Source organism: Amycolatopsis sp. 505, from assembly GCF_031625235.1.
Lineage (GTDB): Bacteria > Actinomycetota > Actinomycetes > Mycobacteriales > Pseudonocardiaceae > Amycolatopsis.
This window is the reverse complement of record NZ_JACKQP010000002.1, coordinates 123,977-149,046: the sequence shown is the minus strand read 5'-3', so window position 1 is coordinate 149,046 and position 25,070 is coordinate 123,977. Positions and strand designations below refer to the sequence as shown.

Genomic DNA, 25,070 nt, shown 5'->3' with positions numbered 1-25,070 from the left:
GGGGCCTCCTCCTCGACGCGGTGAACCACGAGGTCAAGGGGCCAAGGCGTCGAGGTCGAGCCGCGCGGGGAACGGGACCTCCGCGCTGAACACGCCGGTGACCGCGGCGGCGGCCAGGTGGCCGTCGCAGGCGACCAGCGATACCGGCCCGGTGATGTCGACGATCCAGTAGTGCGGGATGCCGGCGTCGGCGTACTCGTCGCGTTTCACCCGGTAGTCCGTGCGCTTCGAACCCGGCACCACCACCTCGGCCACCAGGACCACGTCCTCCGCGCGGAGGAGGCCTGCCGCACGGCCGAACGCGGCCCGGTCGAGGACCAGCAGGTCCGGACGGCGGACGAAGCCGGGCTCGCCGTCCGGGGACAACCCCAGGTCCAGGTCGTTGGCGACGACGAACGCCAGCCCGCGCGGCAGCTGCCGCTCGAGGGCGGCGGCCAGGAGGCAGACCGCGAGGTCGTGACGGCGGCCGGAGCCGGGCGAGGGCACCACGCGGCCCTCCACCAGCTCCGTGAAACCGGTGCCATCGAGCGCCGAGTACTCCTCGATGGTCAGCAGATGACCGGGCATGCGCAGAACGCTAGCCGTCCCCGAGCGGCGACACCGGTCGCTGGATCGAGTTACGCGTTCTTCAGCTCCCGCGCGATGACGACCCGCTGGATCTGGTTCGTCCCTTCGAAGATCTGCGGCACCTTCGCCTCGCGCATGTACCGCTCCACCGGGAAGTCCCGCGTGTACCCCGCCCCGCCGAGCACCTGCACCGCGTCCGTGGTCACCTTCATCGCGCCGTCCGTCGCCACCAGTTTGGCGATCGACGCCTGGCGCTTGAACGGCATCCCGCGGTCACGCCGCCGGGCCGCGTCCAGGTACAGCGCGCGGGACGCCTCCACCGTCGCCGCCATGTCGGCCAGCATGAACTCGACGCCCTGGAAGTCGATGATCGGACGGCCGAACTGCGACCGGCCCTTCGCGTACGCGACCGCTTCGTCCAGCGCCGCCTGCGCCAGGCCCACCGCGCACGCCGCGATCCCGAGCCGCCCCGAACTCAGCGACGACAGCGCGATGCGGAGCCCGTCGCCGCGCGAGCCCAGCAGCCGCGTGGCCGGTACGCGAGCGTCTTCGAAGATCATCTGGGCCGTCGGCGAGCCGGTCAGGCCCATCTTGCGCTCCCGCGGAGCCGCCGACAGCCCCTCGGTGGCCCCGTCGACCAGCAGGCACGAGATTTCGTCCGCGCCCGTGCGGACCATCGTCGTGTAGAAGTCCGCCACGCCCGCGTGGGTGATCCACGCCTTGGTGCCGTTGACGACGTAGTCCGAGCCGTCGAGACGCGCGCGCGTCGAGAGCGCCGCCGCGTCCGAGCCCGCGTTCGTCTCCGACAGCGCGTACGCGCCCAGCAGCGAGCCTTCGAGCATGTCCGGCAGCCACTGGTCGCGCTGCTCGTCGGTGCCGTACTCCGCCAGTGCGTAGCAGGACATCGTGTGCACCGACAGCCCGACGCCGACCGTCATCCACGCCGCCGCGATCTCCTCCAGCACCTGCAGGTAGACCTCGTACGAAACCTCGCCGCCGCCCCACCGCTCGCGGTACGGCAGGCCCAGCAGTCCGGACTTGCCGAGCAGGCGGAACTGCTCGCGCGGGAACTGTTCGGCTTCCTCCGCCGCTGCCGCGCGAGGCGCAAGCTCATCGCGTGCGATCTCCCTGGTCAGCGCGACCAAGTCCTCGGCTTCCGACGAGGGCAGCAGGCGTTCGGCGGGCATCGTTGTCCTCCAAAGCGGTACTGAAAACAGTACTGTGGGCTCGTGCAGAGTACCGTACGGCACGTCTGGGGTGGCTGGAAGACGTAGGAGATAGTGAGCCGATGCGCCCCGAACCACGCCGCCGGCCGACCGCCCGCCAGCTGGCGCTGCTCGGCGACCTCGAGGCGCTCTTCCTGGCCGAGGGCTTCGCCGCCTTCACGCTGGACGACCTCGCCGGCCGCCTGCGCTGTTCGAAGTCGACGCTCTACGCGCTCGCGCCCAGCAAGGAGCAGCTCGCCGTCAAGGTCGTCACCCGGTTCTTCCGCGGCGCCGCGGAGCGGATCGAGGAGCGCATCGCCGGGATCGACGACGCCCGCAAGCTGATCGGGGAGTACCTGGCCGGCGTCGCCGAGCACCTCAACCGGGCGTCGCCCGCCTTCATGCACGACCTCGCCGGGTTCGGCCCGGCCCGGGAGGCCTACCAGCTCAACAGCCGGTTCGCCGCGAAACGGCTCCGGCAGTTCATCGACAAGGGCGTCGCCGACGGGGTGTTCCGCGATGTCCACGCCCGGCTGCTGGCCGAGATGACCGGGCTGATCATCGAGGGCATCCAGACCGGCGTGCTCGCCCAGCGGACCGAGGTGTCCGACGCCGAGGCGTTCACCGCTTTGGGCGAACTGCTGCTCGGTGGCTTGAACAAATAGCGGACAGGAATTGTCAGGCCGGGGTCAATTAAACTCCCGGCGTGATCGTCGTAGGCGGAGAAGCTCTGGTCGACCTGGTTCCCGGCGACCCCCTGGATTCCACTGTGGACAGTGGGCTGCGCGCGCTGCTGCCCCGGCTGGGCGGCGGCCCGTACAACGTCGCGCTGGCCGCCGGGCGGCTCGGCGTGCCGGCGGCGTTCTTCTCCCGCGTCTCCACCGACCGGTTCGGCGAGGCGATGATCGAGCGGCTGCACGCCTCCGCCGTCGACACCTCGCTGCTGCAGCGCGGTGACGAGCCGACGACGCTGGCCGTCGTGGCGCTCGACGCGAAGGGCGCCGCGCGCTACACGTTCTACGTCGAGGGCACCGCCGACCGGCTGGTCGCGGATCCCGGCCCGCTGGCCGACGATGTGACAGCGCTCTCACTCGGCACGCTCGGCATGGTCCTCGAACCCGGCGCCTCCGCGTACGAGGCGATGCTGCGCCGCGAAGCGGCCCGCGGCGTGCTGACCGTGCTCGACCCCAACATCCGCGAGGCGCTCATCGCCGACCCGGCCGCCTACCGGGCCCGGTTCGCCTCCTGGCTGCCGGACGTCCGGCTGCTGAAGATCTCCGACGACGACGCCGCGTGGCTCACCGAAGGCGCCGATCCGGTCGCCGCCGCGAAGAAGTGGATCGAGTCCGGAGTGGACGCCGTGGTGCTCACCCGGGGCGCCGACGGGCTTTCGGTGATCACCGCCGCAGGTGAGCTGGCCCACGTGCCGTCGCGAAAAGTCGCCGTGGTGGACACCATCGGCGCGGGCGACACCGTGCACGGCGCGCTGCTGGCCTGGCTGCACACCCGGGAGGCCACCGACCTGGCCTCCCTCGACGCCGGCGCGTGGCGCGAGGCCCTCACCTTCGCGGCGAAAGCGGCGTCGATCACGGTGTCCCGCAGCGGCGCCGAGCCGCCCACCTCCGCCGACCTGGCGGCCACCGTGTGAACCTGGTCCCAAATGGGCCCCCACGGGCAACGTCACCGCTGCGCGAAGGCGGGTTTCTCGACTAACGTTGAGGGGCATTCTTCATACCCCAGCGGGGCGGTGTGCAGCGAGGCGCCAGTGTTTCCTCGCGTGAACACGTGGCTACCTGTGGAACGTACAGGCGCCGCCGGCCCGTGCCCAACGTGAGAGGGACTTGCATGTCCGACGCGACGACTGCGGGGCAGTCCGGCGGAGAAACCGCGAAGCTGACCCTGCCGAGTGGCGAGCACGAGTTCAAGATCGTCCACCCGGTCGAGGGCGCGCCCGGGATCGAGCTGGGCAAGCTGCTGGCGCAGACGGGGTACATCACCTACGACCCCGGTTTCGTCAACACCGGTGCCGCGTCGTCCGCCATCGCCTACATCGACGGTGACGCCGGCATCCTCCGCTACCGCGGGTACCCGATCGAGCAGCTGGCCGAGAAGTCGACCTTCATCGAGGTCTCCTACCTGCTCATCTACGGCGAGCTGCCGACGCAGGCCCAGCTGGCCGACTTCACCGAGAAGATCCAGCGGCACACGCTGCTCCACGAGGACCTGAAGGCGTTCTTCAGCGGCTTCCCGCGCGACGCCCACCCGATGCCGGTCCTGTCGAGCGCGGTCTCGGCGCTGTCGACCTTCTACCAGGATTCGCTCAACCCGTTCGACGAGCCGAACGTGGAGCTGTCGACCATCCGCCTGCTCGCCAAGGTCCCGACGCTGGCGGCGTACGCGTACAAGAAGTCCGTCGGCCAGCCGCTGCTGTACCCGGACAACTCGCTGGGCCTGGTCGAGAACTTCCTGCGGATGACGTTCGGCTTCCCGGCCGAGCCGTACGACGTCGACCCGGACGTCGTCAAGGCGCTCGACCTGCTGTTCATCCTGCACGCCGACCACGAGCAGAACTGCTCGACCTCGACCGTGCGCCTGGTCGGCTCGTCCGAGGCGAACCTGTTCGCCTCGATCTCGGCCGGCATCAACGCGCTGTTCGGCCCGCTGCACGGCGGCGCGAACGCGGCGGTGCTCGACATGCTGGAGGGCATCCAGCAGGACGGCGGCGACGTCGCCAAGTTCGTCGAGCGCGTGAAGAACAAGGAAAAGGGCGTGAAGCTGATGGGCTTCGGGCACCGGGTCTACAAGAACTACGACCCGCGCGCGAAGATCATCAAGAACACCGCCGACGAGATCCTCGGCAAGCTGAAGGGCGGCGACCAGCTGCTCGACATCGCCAAGAAGCTCGAGGAAACCGCGCTTTCCGACGACTACTTCGTCGAGCGGAAGCTGTACCCGAACGTGGACTTCTACACCGGCCTGATCTACCGGGCGCTGGGCTTCCCGACGAAGTTCTTCACGGTGCTGTTCGCGCTCGGCCGCCTGCCGGGCTGGATCGCGCACTGGCGCGAGATGATCAACGACCCGGCCACCAAGATCGGCCGCCCGCGGCAGATCTACACCGGCCACGCGACCCGGGACTACATCCCGATGTCCGAGCGCTGATCGATTCCGCGAAAACGCCCCGTCGTGCACCGGCACGGCGGGGCGTTTATCGTTTACCGTCGTGACCCGAGAAGCGCCGGTTGTCCTGTGGTTCCGTCGTGACCTGCGGCTGGGCGACCACGCTGCCCTGCTGGAGGCGTCGAAGCACAGCAAGCACGTGCTCGCGCTGTACGTCCTCGACGAGGCGCTGCTGAAGCCCGGCGGCGCGCCGCGGGAAGCGTTCTTGTACGGCTGTCTCGAAAAGCTGAACGAGCAGCTCGGCGGCCGCCTGATGCTGGTCCGCGGCGACCCGGCGACCGAGGTCGTCCGCGCGGCGCGCAAGATCGGCGCGGCCGCGGTGCACGTCAGCGCGGACGCCGGTCCCTACGGCCGTCGCCGGGACGAAGCGGTGGCGAAAGCGTTGGCGGAAAACAACATCGAGTGGGTCGAGACGGGTTCGCCGTACGCGGTGACGCCGGGCCGCGTCACCAAGCCGGACGGCAGCCCGTACCGCGTCTTCACGCCGTTCTTCCGCGCCTGGACCGGCCGCGGCTGGCATTCGCCCGCGGACACCGGACCGTCCCTTGTGGACTGGATCGAACCGGCGAAGTCGCTGGGGATCCCGCGTCCGCCGAAGGTCTCCGCGGCACTGCCCGAGCCGGGCGAGCAGGCGGCCCTGGACGTCTGGCGCGCGTTCCTCGACGACGGCGTCGAGACCTACGACGAGGATCGCGACCGCCCGGACCGCGAAGGCACCACGCGGCTTTCGCCGTACCTGCGCTGGGGCTGCATCCACCCGCGGACGATCCTGGCCGACCTGTCCGGCGACGACCGGGTGGGCGCGAAGTCGTTGCGCAGCGAGATCTGCTGGCGAGAGTTCCACGCCGACGTCCTGTGGCACCGCCCGGAAACCGCCCGCGAGAACTACGACAAGCGGTTCGACGGCATGAAGCACGACGACGACCCCGAGGCCTTCGCGCGGTGGTGCGAGGGCCGGACGGGCTACCCGATCGTGGACGCCGGGATGCGGCAGCTGCTGGCCGAGGGCTGGATGCACAACCGGGTGCGGATGGTGGTGGCGAGCTTCCTGGTGAAGGACCTGCACCTGCCGTGGTGGCTGGGCGCCCGCCACTTCATGAAGCACCTGGTGGACGGCGACCTGGCGTCGAACCAGCTGAACTGGCAGTGGGTGGCGGGCTGCGGCACCGACGCGGCCCCGTACTTCCGCATCTTCAACCCGACGACCCAGGGGGAGAAGTTCGACCCGCAGGGGGACTACGTGCGGAAGTACGTGCCGGAGCTGCGTTCGGTGCCGGGCAAGGCGGTGCACAAGCTGAAGGACCGCCCCGAGGAGTACCCGGAACCCATGGTCGACCACGGCCACGAGCGCCAGGTTTCCCTAGAGCGGTACGGCAAGATCACGTCGTGATCAGCCACGCAGGGCTTCCGTCAGCTTGATCCGGCTGCCGATCCGCAGCACGCTGTTGCCGTAGATCTTCCCGCCGAGCCAGGTCAGCAGCGCGACCAGCGCCACCGTCAGCGTCAGCGACAGCCCGATCTCCCAGCCCGCCGCCGCGCCCGTCGAAATGCGGGCCGGCATCAGGATCGGGGACAGCAGGGGGATCAGCGAGACGATCCGCGTCGCCGAGCCCGCCGGGTTCTGGACCAGCAGGTTGAACCCCGCGATGAACCCGACGACCAGGATGATGTTCAGCGGCCCGACCACCGACTGGGTGTCCTCCTGCCGGGAGACCAGCGAGCCCAGCGCGCCGTAGATGGTGGCGTACAACAGGAAACCCAGCAGGTACCAGAGCAGGCCCCACAGCACCGCGCCCGTCGCGAAGCCGGACAGCGTGAACACGCCGGTCGCCGACGCCGCGCCCAGGCCGACCACCGCGAGGATGACCAGCTGGGTCAGGCCGACCAGGCCGAGCCCGATCACCTTGCCCAGCAGCAGCTGCCACGGCCGCACGCTGGCGAGCAGGATCTCCACGACCCGGCTCGACTTCTCCTCGACCACGCCCTGGGCGACCATCATCCCGTAGGTGATGATGCTCATGTACAGCAGGAACGCCACGACCAGCCCGACGACCAGCCGCTGCGTCTGGTCCGCCGGCTGCGGCGAAAGGGCGTCGTCCCGGACGTGGGTGCCGTTGACCCTGGCCATCACCTCGGCCGGCTCCAGCTGCGCCGACGACAGCACGCCGTCGAGCACCTGTTGCTGGGCGACCTGGTCGAGCACCCGGCGCAGCTGTTCGTCCAAAGAGGACTTGTAGGTGGCGGTCAGCTGCGCCGCGCTGCCCGAGACGAGCGCGTCGAGGTCGCCGTCTTCGACCTTCTTCCGGCCCTCCGCCGGGTCGGTGACGACGACCGTGCTGATCTCACGGCCCGAAAGCGCCGCTTCGGTCTGCAGCTGGCGGGCGATGCCGATCGCCTGGCCGGTCAGCCCGACCGTGTTCTTGTCCGCCGAACTGGCCAGCGACGTCTGGAAGAAGACGTACCCCAGCAGCAGCACCAGCAGGACGCCGGTGCCGACCACGAACGACCGCGTGCGCAGCCGCGTGTTCAGCTCGCGCTTCAGCACGAGCCAAACGGCGCGCCGGCCACTCAACGTCCTCATCGCGCTTCCCCCTTCTCGGACACCGCGTCGCGGAACAGCTCGGTGAGCGAGCGGCGACGGCGGCTGAACTCGGTGACCGGCCCGGTCGCCAGCGCGGCGGCCAGCACGGCCTGGTCGTCCGCGCCCGGTTCGAGGTCGAGCACGGTGGTGCTGCCGTGCTGTTCCAGCACCCCGACCCCCGGCAGGCCCGCGGCCCAGCCGGGGGCCGCGGCGGGCGCGGTGACGACGAGCTTGCTGCGCGCCCCCGCGGTCAGCTCATCGACGGTGCCGACAGCGACCATCCGGCCGCCGCGGATGATCCCGACCCGGTCGCACAGCCGCTCGACGAGGTCGAGCTGGTGGCTGGAGAACACGACCGGCACCCCCGCGGCGGCCTTCTCCCGCAGGACGCCGCTCATCACGTCGACGGCGAGCGGGTCGAGGCCGGAGAACGGTTCGTCGAGCACCAGCACGGCGGGGTCGTGCACCAGCGCGGCGGCGAGCTGCACGCGCTGCTGGTTTCCGAGGGACAGCTTCTGCACCTCGTCCTTGCGGCGGTCGGCCAGTCCGAGCCGGGTGATCCAGGTTTCCGCGTTGCGGTGGGCTTCGTTGGCGTTCAGGCCGTGCAGCTCGGCCAGGTAGACGAGCTGGTCGAGCACCTTCATCTTCGGGTACAGCCCGCGTTCTTCGGGCATGTAGCCGATGTGGGTGCGCGTCTCGTGCGTGACCGGTTCGCCGTCGAAGCGCACCTCACCGCCGTCGGAGGCCAGCACGCCCAGCGCGATCCGCATGGTGGTGGTCTTGCCGGCGCCGTTGCTGCCGACGAAGCCGAACAGCTCGCCGGCCCGGACGTCGAACGAAACGCCGTCCAGCGCGACCTTGGCGCCGTAGCGCTTGGAGATCCGGTCGATCTCCAGGGTCCCCTCAGGCATTTCCCATCCCCTCTTCGAAGTCCTCGGGGTCGTCGTCCGGCAGCGACCAGCCCAGCACGATGGCCGGGATGGTGGTGCCGGTGACCAGCAGCGCGGAGAGCATCATCGCGCCGCGTTCCGGGGTGCCGGCGGCGAACAGGCCGTAGAGCATGGCGATCAGCATCAGGTAGCTGAGTGCCTGGTAGCCGATGTAGGTAACGCGGTGGCGCCATTCGCGCTCGCGTTCGTCGAGCAGCCGCGAGAAGCTGCCGCACATCCGGCCGGTCAGGATGCGCAGCGTGATGAACGCGAACCCGCCGGCGACCAGCCCGGTCAGCCAGAAGGCCGGGAAGGCCCACTTCGGCTGGCTTTCGAACTGCGTGGCCCCGGCGACCAAGGCGAGGTCGGCGAGCACGAGGACGACGACGAGCGTCCGGCGGTGCTTCCGGGTGCGCCAGCCCGGCAGCTTCCGCGCTCGGTTCTGTTCGGCTTCTTCGAGTTTGTCGAGCTGGCGTTCCCAGTAGGCCGTGAGACGGCCCGGTTGCTCGGTCATGCTCCCCCCTCGCGGTAGACCTGGGTGGAAAGAGGCGTGAACGGCTCGCGGCTGAAGACCGCCTCGACGGGCAGGTCGAACACCGCGCAGATCCGGAACGCCAGGTCCAGGCTCGGATAGTGGTCACCGCGTTCGAGCGCGCCGATGGTCTGTGGGTTGACTTCGACGGCGCTCGCCAGCGCGGCTCGGGTCATCCCGCGCTCGGCCCGGAGCACGGGAAGCCGGTTGTAGATCGGCAGCTCTTTGCCGCGTCTGACCGGGCTCATGCAGCTAACTGTTGCAAAAACCCAACGAGTCGTCAACTTAAGAGAACATCAAGAGAGGTTGATGGCCCTTAGGTCAACCCGGCTAGCGATTTGTCGACAAGTTCCGCTACTCGCGCCCGCGCGGCTTCGGCGTCCGACGGGATCAGCGACAGCCGCGTCCGGCGTTCCAGGACGTCCTCGACGTCCAGCGCTCCCTCGTTCCGGACCGCCCACACCACCTCGGCCGCCGTGATCTCCGTTCCCGGGCCCACCGGAGCCGCGAACTCCGCGTCCAGTTCGCCCAGCGCCGCCACCCGGGGCGCTTCGGTGCCATATCGCTCCACCAGCCGCGGTGCGGCGTCCACGAACGACAACTCGGGCCGGGGAGCCGCGCCCAGCAACGGCAACCGCGCGGTGCGGCAGGGCGAAAGCGGCAAGCCCGCGAGGCGGACGGCCGCGTCGACGGCGTCCTCGGCCATCCGGCGGTACGTCGTGAGCTTGCCGCCGACCACGGTCAACAGCCCGTCGGAACCGGCCAGGACCGCGTGCTTGCGGGACAGGTCCGCCGACCGGCCACCCGTTCCCTCGACCAGTGGCCGCAGCCCCGCGTAGGACCCGGCGACGTCCGCGCGCGTGAGCGGCCGCGCCAGAACCGACGAAGCCAGCGACAGCAGAAAGTCCGCATCGGATTCGGGAACTATTGGCACGGACGGGATCGGCCCGGCCACGGGTTCGTCCGTAAGTCCCAAGTAGACACGACCGTCCGGCTGCGGAAGCAGGAAGACGAACCGGTTCGTCTCACCGGGCACGCCGATGTTCACCGACGTCGTCCCCATCGGCACCGTCCCCGGCGCCAGCACCAGGTGCGAACCGAGCGACGGCCGCAGCCGCACCGCGCCCGTCAGCGTCCCGGCCCACACGCCGGTCGCGTTGATCACCTGCCGCGCATGGATGTCCACTGTGGAGCCCGAAAGGCCGTCGCGCACCTGGACCCGGTCCGCCGAAACCGAAGTGGCCGAGAGCCGGGTCAGGATCCGGGCGCCGAACGACGCCGCCGTGCGGGCGAGGGTGACCACCAGGCGCGCGTCGTCGACCAAAGCGCCGTCGTAAGCCAGCAGAGCGCCGCGCAGGCCGTGGGAAGAAAGCCCGGGGGCCAGGGACAAGGCGAGCGCCGCGGGAATCGAGCGCGGCCGGGGCAGCACCGACGACGGCGTGCGCGCCGCCCGGCGGAGCGCGTCCCCCGCGCGCAGGCCCGCCGCGACCAGGGCCTGCTGCGCCCGGGAGGTGCTGGGGTACAACGGGAACAGCTGCGGCATCGCCCGGGTCAGGTGCGGGGCCGTGCGCGTCATCAGGATCCCGCGCTCCACCGCGCTCTCGTGCGCCAGCCCGAGTTCGCCGTGCGCCAGGTACCGCAGGCCGCCGTGGACCAGCTTCGACGACCAGCGGGACGTCCCGAACGCCAGGTCGTGCGCCTCCGCGAGGGCCACCGACAGGCCGCGCGAAGCCGCGTCCAGCGCGATGCCCGTGCCGGTGACGCCGCCGCCGACCACCACGATGTCCACGCGCTCGCCCGACGCCAGCCGCGCGAGCTCGCGTTCGCGGCGCCGCGCGTTGAGCGAGCCGGACGTCATGGCCGCAGTGCCGCGTCGAGCACGTGGGTGAACTCCGCCATCAGCGCCGCCTCGTCGACGTCCGCGGTGGCCGGGCGCAGCGAGAACGCGAACGACTGCACCACCAGCAGCACCGACCGCGACTGCACCGCGACCGGCGCGCGCCGGATCGAGCCGTCCCGGTGGCCGGCCTCCAGGAGCCCGTGCAACGCCTGCTCGGCGAACTTCTGCGTCGCGCCGAGCCGCTCGACGATGTACGGGAGGACGAGCTCCGGGTCGACGTCGAGCAGGGTGCGGAACAGCGGGTCGGTCGACAGCGCGCGGACGCCGGCCGCCGCGATGAGCACCAGGCGGTCGCGGCTGGTCGCCGCGTCGGCGCCGCTTTCGCTCGCCGTGCGCAGCAGCCCGCTGAACTCGCGGGTCATCAGCGCCGCGAGCACGCTGCGGACGTCGGGGAACCGGCGGTAGACCGTCATCCGGCTGACGCGCGCGGTGCGGGCGATCTCGGCGAGTGTGGTGCGGCGCACACCGACGGCCAGCACGCACGAGCGCGCGGCGTCGAGCAGCACGTCATCGGCCACTCGCGTCGCCGTTTGGCGGTTGCGGGTGTCCGCGAGCGCGGAGGAACCCGCCGTCTGCGTGGTGTGACGTTTTACGTCCATGTGTCACACTGTAGTCGTGAACGCTCTCATTGACCACCGCCTCCGCCGGTCCTGGACCGCGGAAGCCGCCGGCGCCGCCCCGCTGCCCGCGCGTGCGGCCAGGTGGCTGGACCAGCGTATCGGCCCGGTGGTCCCCGGTGCCGCCCCAACCGGCGACTTGCCGGTAAAAATACCGTCAACGAAACTGGCGAAATCTGCCGAGGAAGCGCTGGCGAAGGTCGTCGGCGCGGAAAACGTGCAGGTCGATGACCCGGCGCGGCTCGCGCGGGCGACCGGGCTGTCCTACCTCGACCTCCTGCGGCGCCGTTCGCCTTCGGCGGACTTCCCGGTGCCCGACGCCGTCGTGCTCCCGGCCGACCCCGAAGAGGTCCAGGAGGTCCTCGACGTCTGCGTGCAGCACGACGTGGGCGTCGTGCCCTTCGGCGGCGGGACGTCGGTGGTCGGCGGCGTCGCCGCTCTGCGCGGGGAGAAGACGTCGGTGATCGCGCTGGACCTCGTCCGGCTCGACGCGCTGGTGTCGGTGGACGCCGAGTCGCGCATCGCCGTCCTGCAGGCGGGTGTCCGCGGCCCCGAGGCCGAGCGGCTGCTCGCCGGGCACGGCCTGACGCTCGGGCACGTCCCGCAGTCGTTCGAGCGCGCCACGATCGGCGGCTTCGCGGCGACGCGCTCGGCCGGCCAGGCGTCGTCGGGCTACGGGCGCTTCGAGGACATGGTGACCGGCGTGCGGCTGGCCACCCCACGCGGCGCGTGGAAGCTCGGCGTCGCCCCGGCGTCCGCGGCCGGGCCGGACCTGCGCCAGCTGGCGATCGGCAGCGAGGGGACGCTCGGCGTGATCACCGAGGTCGCGCTGCGGGTGCGGCCGGCGCCGGCGGTCCGGCGCTACGAGGGTTACGCGCTGCCGGGCTGGGCGGCCGGCGCCGAAGCGGTGCGGGACCTCGCGCAGCACCACGCGCTCGCCGACGTCACCCGTCTGTCCGATGTGGACGAAACCGAGGTGTCCCTCGCGCTGAACGCGGGGGTGAAGACGGCGGCGCTGCGCCGTTATCTGGCCGCGCGGGGCGTGCGCCGGCCGTGTTTTCTCATCGTGGGCTGGGAAGGCACCGCGCACGACGTGGCGCTGCGCCGCCGGGAGACGGCCCGGCGGCTGAAGGCTTCGGGTGCCGTGCGCGTCGGCAAGGCGCTCGGCGAGTCGTGGCGGCACGGCCGGTTCGCCGGGCCCCGGCAGCGGGACACGTTGCTGGACCTGGGTGTCTGCGTCGAGACGCTGGAGACCGCCGCTTATTGGTCCAATGTGGACGAACTGCGCGACGACGTCCGTGCGGCGCTGACGGCGGCACTGGGCCGTTCGATCGTCATGTGCCACATTTCGCACGCGTACGAAACGGGGGCGTCGCTGTACTTCACGGTGCTGACGGCCCGCGACGAAGCGGACCCGGTCGGGCAGTGGCAGCGCGCGAAGGCGGCGGCGTGCGAGGCGATCGCCGGGCTCGGCACGATCTCGCACCACCACGCCGTCGGCGTCGACCACGCGCCCTACCTCCACGCGGAAATCGGCGCGCTGGGCGTGGAGGTGCTGCGCGCGGCGAAGTCCGCGGTGGACCCGACCGGGATCCTCAACCCCGGGAAGCTGGTTTAGAAGGTCACCACGCTGCGCAGGACGTCACCGTGGTGCATGCGCTCGAAGGCCTGCTCGACGCCGTCGACGCCGATGCGCTCGGTGACGAACTTGTCGAGCGGCAGCCGGCCCTGCAGGTAGAGGTCGACGAGCATCGGGAAGTCGCGGCTGGGCAGGCAGTCGCCGTACCAGGAGGACTTGAGCGAGCCGCCGCGCGAGAAGAAGTCGATCAGCGGCAGGTCGTTCAGCCGCATTTCCGGTGTCGGCACGCCGACCAGCACGACCGTGCCGGCCAGGTCGCGCCCGTAGAAGGCCTGCCGCCAGGTCTCGGGACGGCCGACGGCGTCGATCACGACGTCGGGGCCGAAGCCGCTGGTGGCGTCCTGCATGGCCTCGACGACCTGCGCCTCGGACAGGCCCTTGCTGTTGAGCGTGTGGGTGGCGCCGAAGTCCTTCGCCCAGGTGAGCTTCCGGTCGTCCATGTCGATCGCGACGATCGTGGTGGCCCCGGCCAGCTTCGCCCCGGCGATGGCGGCGTCCCCGACCCCACCGCACCCGATGACGGCGACCGAGTCCCCGCGCGTGACGGCGCCGGTGTTGATGGCCGCACCGAGCCCGGCCATCACCCCGCACCCGAGCAGCCCGGCGACGGCGGGTTCGGCGGCCCGGTCGACCTTCGTGCACTGTCCGCTGTGGACAAGGGTCTTCTCGAGGAAGGCCCCGACGCCGAGGGCGGGCGACAGCTTGGTGCCGTCCTGCAGGGTCATGGGCTGGGTGGCGTTGAAGGTGGAGAAGCAGTACCACGGCTTGCCGCGCTTGCAGGCCCGGCAGGTGCCGCAGACGGCGCGCCAGTTGAGGATGACGTAGTCGCCGGGCTCGAGATCGGTGACGCCCTCGCCGACGGCCTCGACGACCCCGGCGGCCTCGTGGCCGAGCAGGAACGGGAAGTCGTCGTTGATCCCGCCCTCGCGGTAGTGCAGGTCGGTGTGGCAGACCCCGCAGGCCTGGACGTTCACGACGGCTTCGCCGGGACCGGGATCGGGCACGAGGACGGTCTCCAGCGAGACGGGCTCGCCCTTCGCCCGCGAAACGACCCCCTGGACCTCGTACGGCATTCGAACCACCTTCCGGCTGCGCTGCTGGTCGACCGCAGCTAATCACGGATCATGCGGGGATGGCGACATCCGCATGAGTGAGGTTTTGCGCAACATGTTGCGTGTTACGCAACTGCGGGTCGCCAGGTGGCCGTGCGGGACCTCGGTTGCCACCGATGTCGCGAATGACTCATTCGGGACGTGGGAGGTCCCGAATGAGTCATTCGCGACGAGCCACAGCGGCGTTGCCGGAGTCCTGCTCCCTCTGGGGGGGGCTCGAAACCGGCATCAGGAGGCATGCCTCCGGCCCCCGGTATCCAGCTTATCGGGCACCACCGACAGTTTCCGGCGGCTCCGGGAGGGCCATCGACGCCAGCTTCACCGGGTCCGCCACCGCCGCGATGTTCGTGATGCGGCCGTCCGTCACCGTGAATGCCACCACCGACAGCGGCGTTCCGTCCGGGCGCCACGCCACCACGCCCGGCAAGCCTCCCACCAGCACCGTCCGGCCACCGGCCGCCGCTCCGAAGCGGGCTCCCGCCGCCACGTTCGTCGCCCCCAGGACCACCACCACGCCGTCCGGGGTGTCCACCGTCAAGCGGACCTCCGGGTCCAGTACGCGCAGGAGCTGCTCGAAGTCGCCGTCGCGGGCTGCCGTCAAGAATGCCTGGACCACCTCGTGCTGCGAAGGCCCTGTCGGGGGCGAGGGCGTCCGGACCTTGCGGCGGGCCCGGCTGGCCAGCATCTTGGCCGCCGCCGTCGACTTGCCCAGGATGCGGGCGATCTCGTCGAACGGCACCGCGAACAGGTCGTGCAGGACGAACGCCAGCCGCTCGCTGGGGCCGAGGGACTCCAGGACCACCAGCAGCGCCAGGCCCACCGAGTCGGCCAGCTCCGCGTCCTCCTCGGGAGAGCCGGCCACCGTGACGACGACCTCTTCGTACAGCCCTTCGGGCCGCGCTCGGCGCGCTCGCAGCACGTCCAGGCTGATCCGGCCGACCACCGTCGTCAGCCAGCCCTCGAGGTTCTCGATCGCCGCCTCGTCCTGGCGGGACAGGCGCAGCCAGGCCTCCTGGACCACGTCCTCGGCGTCGGCGTGGGAGCCGAGGATGCGGTGGGCCACCGCGCGCAGGCGGTCTCGCTGCGCTTCGAACGTCGAAGCCAACCCGTCGGTCATGGTCGTTACCTTCCTCGCTTCCGCTCCGTCGTGGACATGACGGGCCCGGAGGGGCACAGGTAACCGATGGAGGAACCGATGGAACCACGGCTGAAGACCCAGAGCGATCCCGACGTGACCGGCGCGGTCCAGCAGCTCTACAAATCAGTGCACAGCGCCGGGGTCGATCCGCTGCTGCTCGAACTGGTCCACCTGCGGGCCAGTCAGATCAACGGCTGCGCCCCCTGCACCTACGCCGGCGTCCGATCGGCGAAGCGGCAGGGCGAGACCGACGACCGCCTGCACAGCGTCGTCACCTGGCGCGAAACGCCGTTCTTCACCGAGCCGGAACGGGCCGCGCTCGCGCTCACCGAGGCCGCCACGCGGATCGAGGACGGCCAGTCCGGGGTGACCGACGAGATCTGGGCGGCCGCCGCCGAGCACTTCGACGAGACGCAGCTGTCCGCGATCGTCACGCACATCGCGCTCACCGGCTTCTTCAACCGGATCAACCGGGCGATCCGGGAGCAGGCCGGCAAGACCTGGTGAGCCCGGCGGGGCGCCGGGAAGGCGCCCCGCCGAGCCCGGCCGGTGGTCAGGCCGGCGTGATGATGTACGCGATGCCGCCCGGGCCGCCCGCCACGGTGCCGTCCGCGCGGTACCGCTTCGTCCGCTGCCAGATCTTCTCGAACTGGTCGCGCTGGTAGATGTTTCGGACGCGGTCGTTGCTGCTCGACGCCGGGTCGTTCGCGATCACGTCGCCGTCCTTCGTGAAGCCGACGACGACCATGATGTGCCCCGCCGTGCCGTAGCCGGCGCCGTCGAGTTCCGACGACAGGAACGACTGCGACGTGATCACCGGGATGCCCCGCGCGATGTAGTTCTCCAGCTCGTTCAGGGAGTGCAGCCGCGTGATGTGGCCGCGCAGCCCGCGCGACGCCGCGTACGCCGTGTTGAACGGCCAGTTGCCGGTGCCGTCGTAGGCGTGGTCGTAGGTGTAGCGCGCGGCGAAGGCCACCTGCGGGTCGACGTAGCCCGCCGGGATCCACGACATCTCCGCCGGCGACGGCTTCTTGCCCCAGTACTCGGCCACCATCTCGGTCGACGTCGGGCTGCACCAGGCCTCGCCGCCCCCGCCGTACTCCGGGAACTGTCCCTTGTGGAGGTTCTGCGCGTACGCGGGCACCTTCAGCTCGATCCCGGTGGCGCGCCCGGGCTTCGTCGGCTCGACCTCGAAGCGGTCCGGGACGGCCGAGGTCATCGCGCCCAGCAGGCTCACCGACGGCGTCGCGCCCGACCCGGCTTCGCGGTAGAGGCTGATCCGCAGGTGGTAGGACTTCAGCGTCACGCCGGTCTTCATCACCAGCGTGTCGACGTCGACCAGCGCGTTCGCGTCGTCCTGGCCGTCGACGCTGGTGCGCAGGACGTCGGCGTCGCCGCTGGCCCACCGGCCCATCACGTACCACGCCGTTTCGGCGCCGGCCGACGTCCGGCCCTGCGCCTCGACCTGCAGCCAGGTCTTCGCGGGCGTCTTCGCGTTCCACGACGCGACCAGCTGCGTCGCGCCGAAGCCCTGCCGGTACTCCGGCGACGTCCACTGGCCGTACTCGTACGTTCTGGTCGTGCCGAGCTCCGGCTCGGTGTGCTGGACCGTGCCGGCCGGGTGCGTGATGCGCAGGCCGTCGCGGGTGAGCGCGACCCCGGCGAAGCCGCCTTCGTGGAAGCGGCCGCCGGTCCACTCGTGGTAGTCGATCGCCTCGTCGTCGTGCGGCCGGACGGGCGTGGCCTCGGCGACTTGCGCGGTTACGGCGGATAACACAACCACTGACAATAAGGTGAACAACTCACGTGCGCGCATCGCGGCTCCCTGATAGACCCACCCAGTTGCCAGGGATTTTCGCCGCTCCGGCCGGGGCTGTAAACAGGTACCTACAGGACGGCCTGCGTCTGTGTCACTTTCGCGACCAGCTTGCCGTCGTCGTCGTGGATTTCGGTCTCCACCACGACGAACTTGCGGCCCGCGTGCAATGGTCTGGACGACGCAACGGCGTAGCCCGAACGCACGGCACGCAGGAAGTTCGTCTTCGATTCGACGGTCGTGGTGCCCTGCCCGCCCTCGGGCAGGTTGAGGAACGCGCACACGGCGCCGGTCGAGTCGGCCAGCGCCATGAGCGCGCCCCCGTGCAGCGCGCCGCCGAGCGTGCAGAGGCTCTCGTCCCACTTCAGCCGGCTGCGGACGAGCTCCCGCCCGTGCTCCAGCACCTCCACGCCGAGGCGTTCGGAAAACGGCATGGAGCGGTGGAAGAGCTGCGTACCTTCAAGATCGGTCATGCGACCACTGTGCCGTACCTCAGCTCAGCGGGTTGACGAGCAGCAGCTCCGTGTTGTGGTCCTCGGCCGCACCGACCCGGCCCAGGTCGGTGTGGATGTCGTTGTACGACAGCTCGCGGTACAGCGACGCAAGCGCTTGCGGCGTCCGGGCGTCGTAGTCCACGGCGTACGGCGCTTCAGCCTCGATCAGCGTTGTGAACAGCGACAACGTGCCGTCGGCGTTGTCCGCGACCTCGACGATCCGGGCGTGCTGCGGGAAGTCGACGTGCGATGCCGTGTTGATCTCCCAGAAGCCCTGCTGCGGCGTGTTCCCGGCGTGCGGCGTGATCTTGTTGAGGTGCGTGTGGCCGTTGACCCAGGCCAGCACGTTCGGGAACCGCTTGAGCAGCGCGACGAAGGCGTTGCCGTCCAGCCGCGGGTCGAGCAGGTGGCGCGAGTCCGGCAGCAGGTTGCCCATCGAGCCGCTGGTGTGGTGGCTGAACAGCAGGAACAGCTCGTCGGTGACGGAGTGGGTGACCTTGCGGCCGAAGAAGTCGTAGTAGGTGGAGCTGTTGCGCTTGAGCGTCGACTCGACCCAGGAGTACTGCGCGAGCCCGATCGAGCCGTCGGCGAACCCGGCGTCGGTGGTGGTGTCGAGGCTGATCCCGGTGATGCCGGGCGCGATCCGGAAGGTGTAGTAGACGTTCTGGCCGTCGGCGTTGGCGCTGGTGAAGCCGTGCCCGACCGGGCCGGGGCCGGTGTTGGCGCTGTCGAGGTGGGCCCGGACGAACTCGCCGGTGCTGAACGGACGGCGCCGCGCGTCCGGCGTCACCTCGCGGATGGTGCCGCTGCCGCCGAACAGCTCCGCGACCGGCACCCCCGAGCCCTTCTTGATGGCGTCGGCGAGCTTCTTGGACGTGGTCTCGTCCTTGCCGATCACCTTGTACTTCCCGGTGTACCAGGCGTCGATCCCGGGGATCTGCGCCGGCAGCGAGCCGACGATGCTGTCGTCGTGGTTGCCGAAGGTGCAGAACCACGGGACGTCGAGGCCGGGCGCGGTGAAGGTCCGCAGGCCGGCTTCGAGCAGGCCGGGCAGCTGCGGGAAGCCCTTCGCCGAGTACTTGTCGCCCACGCCGGGGATCGAGGGGTTCCAGTACTCGTCGTTGCCGGAGCTCTGGACGCCTTCGTACGCGTTCTCGTCGCCGGAGTTCGGGGTGACCGTGCCGCCGTTGAGGACCTTGAGGAACCAGTCGAGCTCGATCAGCTCGTGGTTGTCGGTGTTGTCGCCGGTGGTGACCATCAGGTCGAACGGCCGCCCGGTGAACGGGCCCTGCCGCACGCTGTTGACGCGCTCGACGAGCGCGCTGGTGGCGACGGTGCCGAGCGCCTCCTGCGGCCGGTGCGCCGAGCCGATGAAGGGGTGCAGGTATTCGAACCGCGCGGGGCTCTCGGCGTCGGTGATGTGCAGGTCGGTGAACTGGACGAAGGCGGACAGCGCCCGGCGCCGGTCGTCGCGCCCGCTCTTCGCGGTGGCTAGATCGCTCCGGACGACCAGCGGCCACCCGGGGCCCGCGGAGAGACGCGAGTAGGTGCTGGTGCCGCCGCCGGTGGCGACCTGCTCGAGCGTGGTGCCGGCGGTGCTGACCGAGCGCGTCCTGGTGAGCCGCAGGGCGCGGTCGAGGGCGTTCGCGGCAGGCGTGCAGAGCAGCAGCCCGACACCGGCGGCGCCCGCGGTGGTGAAGGTGCGCCGGGTGAGTTCGGCCATGAGTTCGCTCCCCAGTCTTCTCGGTTGACCGGCACCGTGCCGGACGCCGGTGACCGGACGGTGAACGTGACATTTCGAGCTACCTTGTCACAGGTGTCGGGATGGCTGTACCGCCGAAGGTCGTGGTCATTTCGGCGGACCCGCTTCAGCCCTTCAAGCCGGACTCGGCCACCCCGCGCACCAGGTACCGCTGCAGGAACGCGAACAGCAGCACGATCGGCAGGATCGACACCGCGGCCGCCAGGAACAGCAGGTTCAGCTGCGGGTTCTGGGCCGTCAGCAGCCCCGACAGCGCCACCTGGACCGTCCACGAGTCCGGCGACTGCGCGATGATCAGCGGCCAGAGGAACGCGTTCCAGCTGCCGATCACCGTGATCACGGCGATCGCCGCGAAGAAGCCCTTCGAATTGGGCACCACGATCCGCCAGAACACGCCCCAGCGGGACAGGCCGTCCACCCGGCCGGCCTCCTCCAGCTCGCGCGGGAAGTCCAGGAAGTACTGCCGGAACAGGAAGACGCTGAACGCGCTGAACAGCCCGGGGATCACCAGGCCGCGGAAGTCCGACAGCCAGCCCAGTGACGAGACGACCACGAAGCTGGGCACGAACGTCACCGACGTCGGGATCATCAGCGTCGCCAGCACCGCGTAGAACACGATCTTGGAATGCCGGTACGGGATCCGCGCCAGGCCGTAGCCGGCCAGCGAGCAGATCACCAGCAGGCCGGCTGTCTGCAGGGTCGCGACCAGCGTCGAGTTCAGCAGGCTGCGGGCGAACGGGACGTCCGACAGCGAGAACAGCCGCGAGAAGTTCTCCCAGTGCACTGTGGACGGAAACAAAGTCCACTGTGGAGAGGTGATGTCCGATCGCGACGCCAGCCCGTTGCGCAGCAGCAGGTAGAACGGCAGCAGGAACAACACCGCCGCCACCACCAGGCAAGCCCACCGCAGGAACGTCCTCATGCGGCACGCCCGAACCGCAGTACCCGGCCCTGCAACAGCGTCACCAGGGCGATGATCAGCGCCAGGATCACCGCGCCGGCACTGCCGCGGCCGAGGTCCTGGCCGCCCGACCCCAGGGACGTGTAGTACAGGTAGACCAGCGGCGGCCGGGCGAACGGCGGGTAGCCGCGGGCGTCGCCCATGATGTTGTAGAACTCGTCGAACGCCTGGTACGCGTTGATCAGGTTCAGCAGCAACACCGCCACCGCCGTCGCGCGCAGCTGCGGCAGGGTGATGTACCGGAACACCTGCCAGCCCGGTTTGGCGCCGTCGAGCCACGCCGCTTCGTACAGCTGGGCCGGGATGCGTTGCAGCGCCGCGATGAACAGGATCATGTAGAAGCCCAGCTGCAGCCACAGCCGCGCGGTCACCAGCACCACCCAGTACAGCGGCGGGTCGACCGTCCCGGTCCAGGCCACCGGGTCGGCGCCGAACAGGCCGAGCACGGTGTTCGCGAGTCCGTACCGGACCCCCGAGAACAGCGAGGTCTTCCAGATCAGCGACGCCACCACGTAGGAGCACGCGAACGGCAGGAAGAACACCGACCGGAAGAACGCCCGCGCGAACCGCAGCTGGTTGACGCCGAGCGCGAGGGCCAACGACAACACGAACGTCAGCGGCACGATGAACACCGCGAACACGCTGAACGTCCCCAGGCTCGACAGGAACGGCTCGTCGGTGAGCATGTACCCGTAGTTGTCCAGCCCGACGAACTCGGTCGGCGTCACCGTGTTGCGCGCGTCGAAGAACGAGAGGTACGCGCTCCAGCCGATCGGCAGGTACGCGAAGATCGCCAACCCGACCAGGAACGGCCCGACGAACAGCCAGAACGCGCGCGCATCGCGCCGCTTCATCCGAAAAGGCGCTTCAGCTCGGCCTTCGCGACTTCAACGGCGGTCTTGACCTGCGCGGCCGGGTCCGCACCCTCCTTGGCGATCTTCGCGACCGCGTCGGACAGCGCCGTGTTCGACTGCTGCGTCCACACCGGGCCGCCGACGAGGTGGCTGTTCTCCTTGACGAACCGGGCCGCGTCGGCGGCCGGGCCGGACTTGAGGTTGTCCGCGCGGCCGATCAGGCTCTGGCGGGCCGGCACGTGGAAGCCGAACTTCGTCGCGAACTCCAGCTGGTCCTGCGTCTGGTCGATCCACAGCCACTTCACGAACGCCTTGGCCTCGGTGACGTGCGCGCTCTTGGCGTTCACCATTGCGCCGTACGCGCCGACCGGGACCGACGGCGCGCCGCTGCCGTCCAGCTTCGGGAAGGGCAGGACGCCGAAGTCGTCGTCGAACGCCTGGCGGATCTTCGGCACGTTCCACAGGCCGGTCCACTGCATCGCCGTCAGCCCGTCGATGAACGCACCCGGGTCCGACCAGTCCGCCGGCGCGCCGAGCAGCAGGGAACCGTTGGCGTTCAGCGTGTGCAGCTTCGCCAGCGCCGTCGCCGCGCGCGGGTCGTCGAAGCCGACCTCGCGGTTGCCGTTCTTCAGGAAGTCGAGCCCGGCCGACCACAGCAGCGGGCCGGTGAGCACGCCGACGCCGCCGTCGTTGCCCGCGAAGAAGCCCTTGACGCCGTCCTTCGTGAGCTTTCCGGCGGCGTCGATGAGCTCGTCGACCGTCTGCGGCGGCTGCACGCCCGCGGCCTGCAGCAGGCTCTTGCGGTAGAAGAGCACCTGCGTGTCGGTGGCCTGCGGGATGCCGTAGACCCGGCCGTCGACGGTCTGCGCGGCCAGCACGGCCGGGCTGAAGTCGTCCTTCACCGGCCCGATGACGTCGTCGAGCGGGACGACCTGCTTCTGCCGCACCCAGTCGATCTTGACCTGCGCCTCGAAGACGTCCGGCACCTTGCTGTTCTGCAGCGCGGTGACGATCTTCGAGTCGTAGTCGCCGGGGTTCCACTGCACGGTCACGGCCGCGCCGGGGTAGCTCGCCGCGTACCGCTTGACGGCGTCCTGGACGCCTTCCTCGCCGTAGGCGTGGTACCACTGCTGGAGCGCGACCTTCGGGGCGTCCGACGGCGGCGGCCCCGCCGAGTACGCCGTCGAAGGCGGCGGATCACCCTGCCGCCCGGTGTTCGACCCGCACGCCGTCGCCAGCGCGCCCATCCCGGCCAGTGCGAGGAAACTCCGCCTGTTCCGCTGCATCCCCAGAACCCCTCCGACGTGCTCTGAAGGTCACCATAAGGGCGCAAGGGTCCCTTATGGTGACCGCCAGAGGCATGAGACTCGCCGGAGATTTACCCGTTAGAGCTGTGCGATGTCGAGCTTTCCCTCGGAGTAGGACGCGCGGATCCGCTTCTTGTCGAACTTGCCGACGCTGGTCTTGGGCACTTCGTCCACGAACGTCCAGTTCTCCGGCAGCTGCCACTTGGCGACCTTGTCGCTGAGGTAGTCGCGCAGCTCTTCCGGCGTGACGCTCTGGCCTTCCTTGAGCACGACGGCGACCAGCGGCCGCTCGTCCCACTTCTCGTCCGGGATGCCGACGACCGCGGCCTCGGCCACCGCCGGGTGGCCCATGACCTGGTTCTCCAGGTCGACCGAGGAGATCCACTCGCCGCCGGACTTGATGACGTCCTTGGCGCGGTCGGTGAGGGTCAGGTAGCCGTCGGCGCTGATCCTGCCGACGTCGCCGGTGCGCAGCCAGCCGTCGTGGAACTTGTCCGGGTCGACTTCCGCGCCGCCGTAGTACGAAGCCGCGATCCACGGGCCCTGGACCTCGAGCTCGCCGACGGCGTCGTCGTCCCAGGGCAGCACCGCGCCGTCGTCGTCGATCAGCCGCGCGCGCACGGACGCCGGGAAGCGGCCCTGCGTGTAGCGGTACTTCCAGATGTCGTCGCCGGTCGCCGACGCCGGCGGCCGGGCGACGCTGCCCAGCGGCGACGTCTCGGTCATGCCCCAGGCGTGCAGGATCGACACGTGGTGCCGCTCCTGGAAGGCGTGCATCAGCGACGGCGGCACCGCGGACCCGCCGACGACGACCTCGCGCAGGTGCGAGATGTCCTGCGGGTGGGCTTCGAGGTGGGCGAGCAGGCCCTGCCAGACGGTCGGGACCGCGCCGGCGAACGTCGGCTTCTCGGCGGCCAGCATCGCCGAGATCGGCGCCGGCTGGAGGAACCGGTCCGGCATCAGCAGTGACGCGCCGACCATGAGCGCCGCGTACGGCAGGCCCCACGCCATCGCGTGGAACATCGGCACGATGGCCAGCGCCTTGTCGCTCTGCGCGAGGTTCATGCTGTCGCTCATGCAAACCTGCATCGAGTGCAGCCAGATCGACCGGTGTGAATAGGCGACGCCCTTGGGGTCACCGGTGGTGCCCGAGGTGTAACACATCGCGGCGGCCGAGCGCTCGTCGACGTCCGGCCAGTCGAAGGTGTCCGGCTGGGCGGCCAGCAGCTCGGCGTAGGAGTGCACCTCGACGCCGTCGGGGGCTTCGAGGGACGCGGCGTCGCCGTTGGCCACGATGACGTGCCGGACCGTCTTGAACTGCGGCAGCTGCTTGGCCAGCAGGGGGACGAGGGTGCCGTCGACGATGACGACGTGGTCCTCGGCGTGGTTGGCGACGAACACGAGCTGCTCCGGGAACAGCCGGATGTTCAGCGTGTGCAGCACGGCGCCCATAGCCGGAACGGCCAGGTAGGCAGCCATGTGCTCGGCGTTGTTCCACATGAACGTGCCGACGCGCTGGTCGCCCGTCACGCCGAGGCCCCGGAGGGCGTTCGCGAGCCGGGCGGCGTGCCTGCCGAGGTCGCCGTACGTCTCGCGACGGGCTTCTGAACCGGTCCAGGTGATGACTTCGCTCGCCGAGTGCACCGACGTGCCGTGGCGGAGCAGGTTCGCCAGCGACAGCTGGCCGTCCTGCATGGTGCTCAACATGGTCGCTCCCGGGGGTCGTTCGCCGGTGAACTGGGGTTGCGCCGACTCTAGTGCGGATCGGGTGAAGCGGGCATGGTCAACAACGGCTCCGTTCGGTCACGGTCGTCGCGCGATCGGGCGACGACCGGACGATGATCAAGATCATCTCTTTTTCGACTTTTCCTTATGTGCAAGGAAATGTGCACGAGAACGGCGCGTAACGGAGGCTCCACTTCCGGGTGAGAAGGGCCACGCGGAGCACTTCTTGGGAGCGTTTCCGCAGGCCGGAGCGGGTTGCCCGGTATCACCTCCGGGGGTAATAAGTGCGTGTCGGTTGCACGGCCAGGAAGCGGGTGGCGTTTACTGGGCCCGTGGCAAGAGACGGCTGAGCAGCGCTTGCAGGAGCAAGCACTCACAAAAGCTGTCGGCCGCGAAAGCGGAGACCTGAGAGGAAAGGACACTACGTTGGCTCTGCCTACGTTGACTCCGGAGCAGCGCGCCGAGGCCCTGGCCAAGGCCGCCGAGGCTCGCAAGGCGCGTTCGGAGCTGCTCGCGTCGATCAAGTCCGGCAAGGAGAGCATCGAAAAGGTGCTCAAGCAGGCCAAGGAGAACAAGACCATCGGGAAGACGAAGGTCACCCAGCTGCTGAAGGCCGTCCCCGGCCTCGGCGCGGTGAAGGTCGCCGCCCTGCTCGAGCAGGCCGGCATCGACCCGGACCGGCGTGCGGCCGGCCTGGGCGAGCGCCAGCGCGAGGCGCTCATCGACGCGCTCAAGTAGCTCGTCACCAGGA

The 25,070-nt window shown here is 70.1% G+C and carries 24 protein-coding genes; 7 read left to right on the top strand and 17 right to left on the bottom strand.

Features of this window, described 5'->3' with window-relative positions; genetic code table 11:
• Window positions 1-33: 33 nt before the first annotated feature.
• Both H5965_RS07650 and H5965_RS07645 read right to left on the bottom strand, forming a co-directional pair.
• Window positions 34-567 carry a Uma2 family endonuclease gene (locus H5965_RS07650; protein WP_310968648.1) on the bottom strand — a complete coding sequence of 178 codons (534 nt, stop codon included), beginning with the start codon at window positions 565-567 and terminating at the stop codon, window positions 34-36.
• 50 nt (window positions 568-617) lie between these two features.
• On the bottom strand, window positions 618-1,754 hold the full coding sequence (locus H5965_RS07645; protein ID WP_310968647.1) for an acyl-CoA dehydrogenase family protein: 1,137 nt from the start codon (window positions 1,752-1,754) through the stop codon (window positions 618-620).
• Between the two features lie 101 nt (window positions 1,755-1,855).
• Here H5965_RS07645 and H5965_RS07640 point away from each other — a divergent pair, with 101 nt between their 5' ends.
• The 4 genes from H5965_RS07640 (at window position 1,856) to H5965_RS07625 (ending at window position 6,342) form a co-directional block, all read left to right on the top strand.
• Complete coding sequence (locus H5965_RS07640; RefSeq protein ID WP_310968646.1) at window positions 1,856-2,437, top strand: TetR/AcrR family transcriptional regulator; 582 nt, start codon at window positions 1,856-1,858, stop codon at window positions 2,435-2,437.
• Between the two features lie 41 nt (window positions 2,438-2,478).
• Complete coding sequence (locus tag H5965_RS07635; RefSeq protein ID WP_310968645.1) at window positions 2,479-3,420, top strand: carbohydrate kinase; 942 nt, start codon at window positions 2,479-2,481, stop codon at window positions 3,418-3,420.
• A 197-nt stretch (window positions 3,421-3,617) separates the two neighbouring features.
• Window positions 3,618-4,934, top strand: coding sequence for a citrate synthase (locus tag H5965_RS07630; protein ID WP_310968644.1), 1,317 nt, complete (start codon window positions 3,618-3,620; stop codon window positions 4,932-4,934).
• A 61-nt stretch (window positions 4,935-4,995) separates the two neighbouring features.
• Window positions 4,996-6,342, top strand: a complete 1,347-nt coding sequence (locus H5965_RS07625) for a deoxyribodipyrimidine photo-lyase (RefSeq protein ID WP_310968643.1) — start codon at window positions 4,996-4,998, stop codon at window positions 6,340-6,342.
• On the opposite strand, the gene H5965_RS07620 is transcribed toward H5965_RS07625, so the two are convergent.
• The 6 genes from H5965_RS07620 to H5965_RS07595 all read right to left on the bottom strand — a co-directional run bounded on the left by H5965_RS07620 (window position 6,343) and on the right by H5965_RS07595 (window position 11,412).
• Window positions 6,343-7,533: an ABC transporter permease gene (locus H5965_RS07620; RefSeq protein WP_310968642.1), complete on the bottom strand. Its 1,191-nt coding sequence runs from the start codon at window positions 7,531-7,533 to the stop codon at window positions 6,343-6,345. It abuts the gene before it with no gap.
• Window positions 7,530-8,444, bottom strand: coding sequence for an ATP-binding cassette domain-containing protein (locus H5965_RS07615; RefSeq protein WP_310968641.1), 915 nt, complete (start codon window positions 8,442-8,444; stop codon window positions 7,530-7,532). The genes H5965_RS07620 and H5965_RS07615 overlap by 4 nt, the downstream gene beginning before the upstream one ends.
• Window positions 8,437-8,976: a hypothetical protein gene (locus H5965_RS07610; protein WP_310968640.1), complete on the bottom strand. Its 540-nt coding sequence runs from the start codon at window positions 8,974-8,976 to the stop codon at window positions 8,437-8,439. The genes H5965_RS07615 and H5965_RS07610 overlap by 8 nt, the downstream gene beginning before the upstream one ends.
• Window positions 8,973-9,242: a helix-turn-helix transcriptional regulator gene (locus H5965_RS07605; protein ID WP_043776467.1), complete on the bottom strand. Its 270-nt coding sequence runs from the start codon at window positions 9,240-9,242 to the stop codon at window positions 8,973-8,975. The genes H5965_RS07610 and H5965_RS07605 overlap by 4 nt, the downstream gene beginning before the upstream one ends.
• A 68-nt stretch (window positions 9,243-9,310) precedes the next feature.
• Window positions 9,311-10,852 (bottom strand): glycerol-3-phosphate dehydrogenase/oxidase, encoded by a 1,542-nt coding sequence (locus H5965_RS07600; RefSeq protein WP_310968639.1) that lies wholly within the window; start codon window positions 10,850-10,852, stop codon window positions 9,311-9,313.
• On the bottom strand, window positions 10,849-11,412 hold the full coding sequence (locus H5965_RS07595; protein ID WP_310969655.1) for a helix-turn-helix domain-containing protein: 564 nt from the start codon (window positions 11,410-11,412) through the stop codon (window positions 10,849-10,851). Before H5965_RS07595 ends, H5965_RS07600 begins: the two co-directional genes overlap by 4 nt.
• A 97-nt stretch (window positions 11,413-11,509) precedes the next feature.
• On the opposite strand from H5965_RS07595, the gene H5965_RS07590 reads away from it, so the two are divergent.
• Complete coding sequence (locus H5965_RS07590; RefSeq protein WP_310968638.1) at window positions 11,510-13,129, top strand: FAD-binding oxidoreductase; 1,620 nt, start codon at window positions 11,510-11,512, stop codon at window positions 13,127-13,129.
• On the opposite strand, the gene H5965_RS07585 is transcribed toward H5965_RS07590, so the two are convergent.
• On the bottom strand, window positions 13,126-14,223 hold the full coding sequence (locus tag H5965_RS07585) for an S-(hydroxymethyl)mycothiol dehydrogenase (protein ID WP_310968637.1): 1,098 nt from the start codon (window positions 14,221-14,223) through the stop codon (window positions 13,126-13,128). The genes H5965_RS07590 and H5965_RS07585 overlap by 4 nt on opposite strands.
• Before the next feature lie 301 nt (window positions 14,224-14,524).
• On the bottom strand, window positions 14,525-15,379 hold the full coding sequence (locus tag H5965_RS07580) for a sigma-70 family RNA polymerase sigma factor (protein ID WP_310968636.1): 855 nt from the start codon (window positions 15,377-15,379) through the stop codon (window positions 14,525-14,527).
• Window positions 15,380-15,457: 78 nt separating this feature from the next.
• Between H5965_RS07580 and H5965_RS07575 the strand changes: the two genes are divergently transcribed.
• The gene (locus H5965_RS07575; RefSeq protein WP_310968635.1) at window positions 15,458-15,907 is read left to right on the top strand and encodes a carboxymuconolactone decarboxylase family protein; all 450 of its coding nucleotides are present in this window, start codon (window positions 15,458-15,460) and stop codon (window positions 15,905-15,907) included.
• A 46-nt stretch (window positions 15,908-15,953) separates the two neighbouring features.
• On the opposite strand, the gene H5965_RS07570 is transcribed toward H5965_RS07575, so the two are convergent.
• The 7 genes from H5965_RS07570 to H5965_RS07540 all read right to left on the bottom strand — a co-directional run bounded on the left by H5965_RS07570 (window position 15,954) and on the right by H5965_RS07540 (window position 24,301).
• Entirely contained in the window at window positions 15,954-17,216 is a 1,263-nt protein-coding gene (locus tag H5965_RS07570; protein WP_310968634.1) for a peptidase C39 family protein, read from the bottom strand.
• A gap of 71 nt (window positions 17,217-17,287) precedes the next feature.
• On the bottom strand, window positions 17,288-17,689 hold the full coding sequence (locus H5965_RS07565; RefSeq protein ID WP_191306884.1) for a PaaI family thioesterase: 402 nt from the start codon (window positions 17,687-17,689) through the stop codon (window positions 17,288-17,290).
• Between the two features lie 19 nt (window positions 17,690-17,708).
• Window positions 17,709-19,433, bottom strand: coding sequence for a TIGR03767 family metallophosphoesterase (locus H5965_RS07560; protein ID WP_310968633.1), 1,725 nt, complete (start codon window positions 19,431-19,433; stop codon window positions 17,709-17,711).
• 145 nt (window positions 19,434-19,578) lie between these two features.
• Window positions 19,579-20,394 carry a carbohydrate ABC transporter permease gene (locus tag H5965_RS07555; protein ID WP_310968632.1) on the bottom strand — a complete coding sequence of 272 codons (816 nt, stop codon included), beginning with the start codon at window positions 20,392-20,394 and terminating at the stop codon, window positions 19,579-19,581.
• Entirely contained in the window at window positions 20,391-21,287 is an 897-nt protein-coding gene (locus tag H5965_RS07550) for a sugar ABC transporter permease (RefSeq protein WP_310968631.1), read from the bottom strand. The genes H5965_RS07555 and H5965_RS07550 overlap by 4 nt, the downstream gene beginning before the upstream one ends.
• The gene (locus H5965_RS07545; protein ID WP_310968630.1) at window positions 21,284-22,573 is read right to left on the bottom strand and encodes a sugar ABC transporter substrate-binding protein; all 1,290 of its coding nucleotides are present in this window, start codon (window positions 22,571-22,573) and stop codon (window positions 21,284-21,286) included. Before H5965_RS07545 ends, H5965_RS07550 begins: the two co-directional genes overlap by 4 nt.
• A 99-nt stretch (window positions 22,574-22,672) precedes the next feature.
• Entirely contained in the window at window positions 22,673-24,301 is a 1,629-nt protein-coding gene (locus H5965_RS07540; RefSeq protein ID WP_310968629.1) for a long-chain fatty acid--CoA ligase, read from the bottom strand.
• A gap of 444 nt (window positions 24,302-24,745) precedes the next feature.
• Here H5965_RS07540 and mihF point away from each other — a divergent pair, with 444 nt between their 5' ends.
• Window positions 24,746-25,057 carry an integration host factor, actinobacterial type gene (gene mihF, locus H5965_RS07535; protein ID WP_051767699.1) on the top strand — a complete coding sequence of 104 codons (312 nt, stop codon included), beginning with the start codon at window positions 24,746-24,748 and terminating at the stop codon, window positions 25,055-25,057.
• Window positions 25,058-25,070 lie beyond the last annotated feature (13 nt).

Coding starts and splice junctions, on each gene's coding strand:
- H5965_RS07650 (WP_310968648.1), bottom strand. CDS start 567: ATGCCCGGTCATCTGCTGACCATCGAGGAGTACTCGGCGCTCGATGGC.
- H5965_RS07645 (WP_310968647.1), bottom strand. CDS start 1,754: ATGCCCGCCGAACGCCTGCTGCCCTCGTCGGAAGCCGAGGACTTGGTC.
- H5965_RS07640 (WP_310968646.1), top strand. CDS start 1,856: ATGCGCCCCGAACCACGCCGCCGGCCGACCGCCCGCCAGCTGGCGCTG.
- H5965_RS07630 (WP_310968644.1), top strand. CDS start 3,618: ATGTCCGACGCGACGACTGCGGGGCAGTCCGGCGGAGAAACCGCGAAG.
- H5965_RS07620 (WP_310968642.1), bottom strand. CDS start 7,533: ATGAGGACGTTGAGTGGCCGGCGCGCCGTTTGGCTCGTGCTGAAGCGC.
- H5965_RS07615 (WP_310968641.1), bottom strand. CDS start 8,444: ATGCCTGAGGGGACCCTGGAGATCGACCGGATCTCCAAGCGCTACGGC.
- H5965_RS07610 (WP_310968640.1), bottom strand. CDS start 8,976: ATGACCGAGCAACCGGGCCGTCTCACGGCCTACTGGGAACGCCAGCTC.
- H5965_RS07605 (WP_043776467.1), bottom strand. CDS start 9,242: ATGAGCCCGGTCAGACGCGGCAAAGAGCTGCCGATCTACAACCGGCTT.
- H5965_RS07600 (WP_310968639.1), bottom strand. CDS start 10,852: ATGACGTCCGGCTCGCTCAACGCGCGGCGCCGCGAACGCGAGCTCGCG.
- H5965_RS07585 (WP_310968637.1), bottom strand. CDS start 14,223: ATGCCGTACGAGGTCCAGGGGGTCGTTTCGCGGGCGAAGGGCGAGCCC.
- H5965_RS07580 (WP_310968636.1), bottom strand. CDS start 15,379: ATGACCGACGGGTTGGCTTCGACGTTCGAAGCGCAGCGAGACCGCCTG.
- H5965_RS07575 (WP_310968635.1), top strand. CDS start 15,458: ATGGAACCACGGCTGAAGACCCAGAGCGATCCCGACGTGACCGGCGCG.
- H5965_RS07570 (WP_310968634.1), bottom strand. CDS start 17,216: ATGCGCGCACGTGAGTTGTTCACCTTATTGTCAGTGGTTGTGTTATCC.
- H5965_RS07565 (WP_191306884.1), bottom strand. CDS start 17,689: ATGACCGATCTTGAAGGTACGCAGCTCTTCCACCGCTCCATGCCGTTT.
- H5965_RS07560 (WP_310968633.1), bottom strand. CDS start 19,433: ATGGCCGAACTCACCCGGCGCACCTTCACCACCGCGGGCGCCGCCGGT.
- H5965_RS07555 (WP_310968632.1), bottom strand. CDS start 20,394: ATGAGGACGTTCCTGCGGTGGGCTTGCCTGGTGGTGGCGGCGGTGTTG.
- H5965_RS07550 (WP_310968631.1), bottom strand. CDS start 21,287: ATGAAGCGGCGCGATGCGCGCGCGTTCTGGCTGTTCGTCGGGCCGTTC.
- H5965_RS07545 (WP_310968630.1), bottom strand. CDS start 22,573: ATGCAGCGGAACAGGCGGAGTTTCCTCGCACTGGCCGGGATGGGCGCG.
- H5965_RS07540 (WP_310968629.1), bottom strand. CDS start 24,301: ATGTTGAGCACCATGCAGGACGGCCAGCTGTCGCTGGCGAACCTGCTC.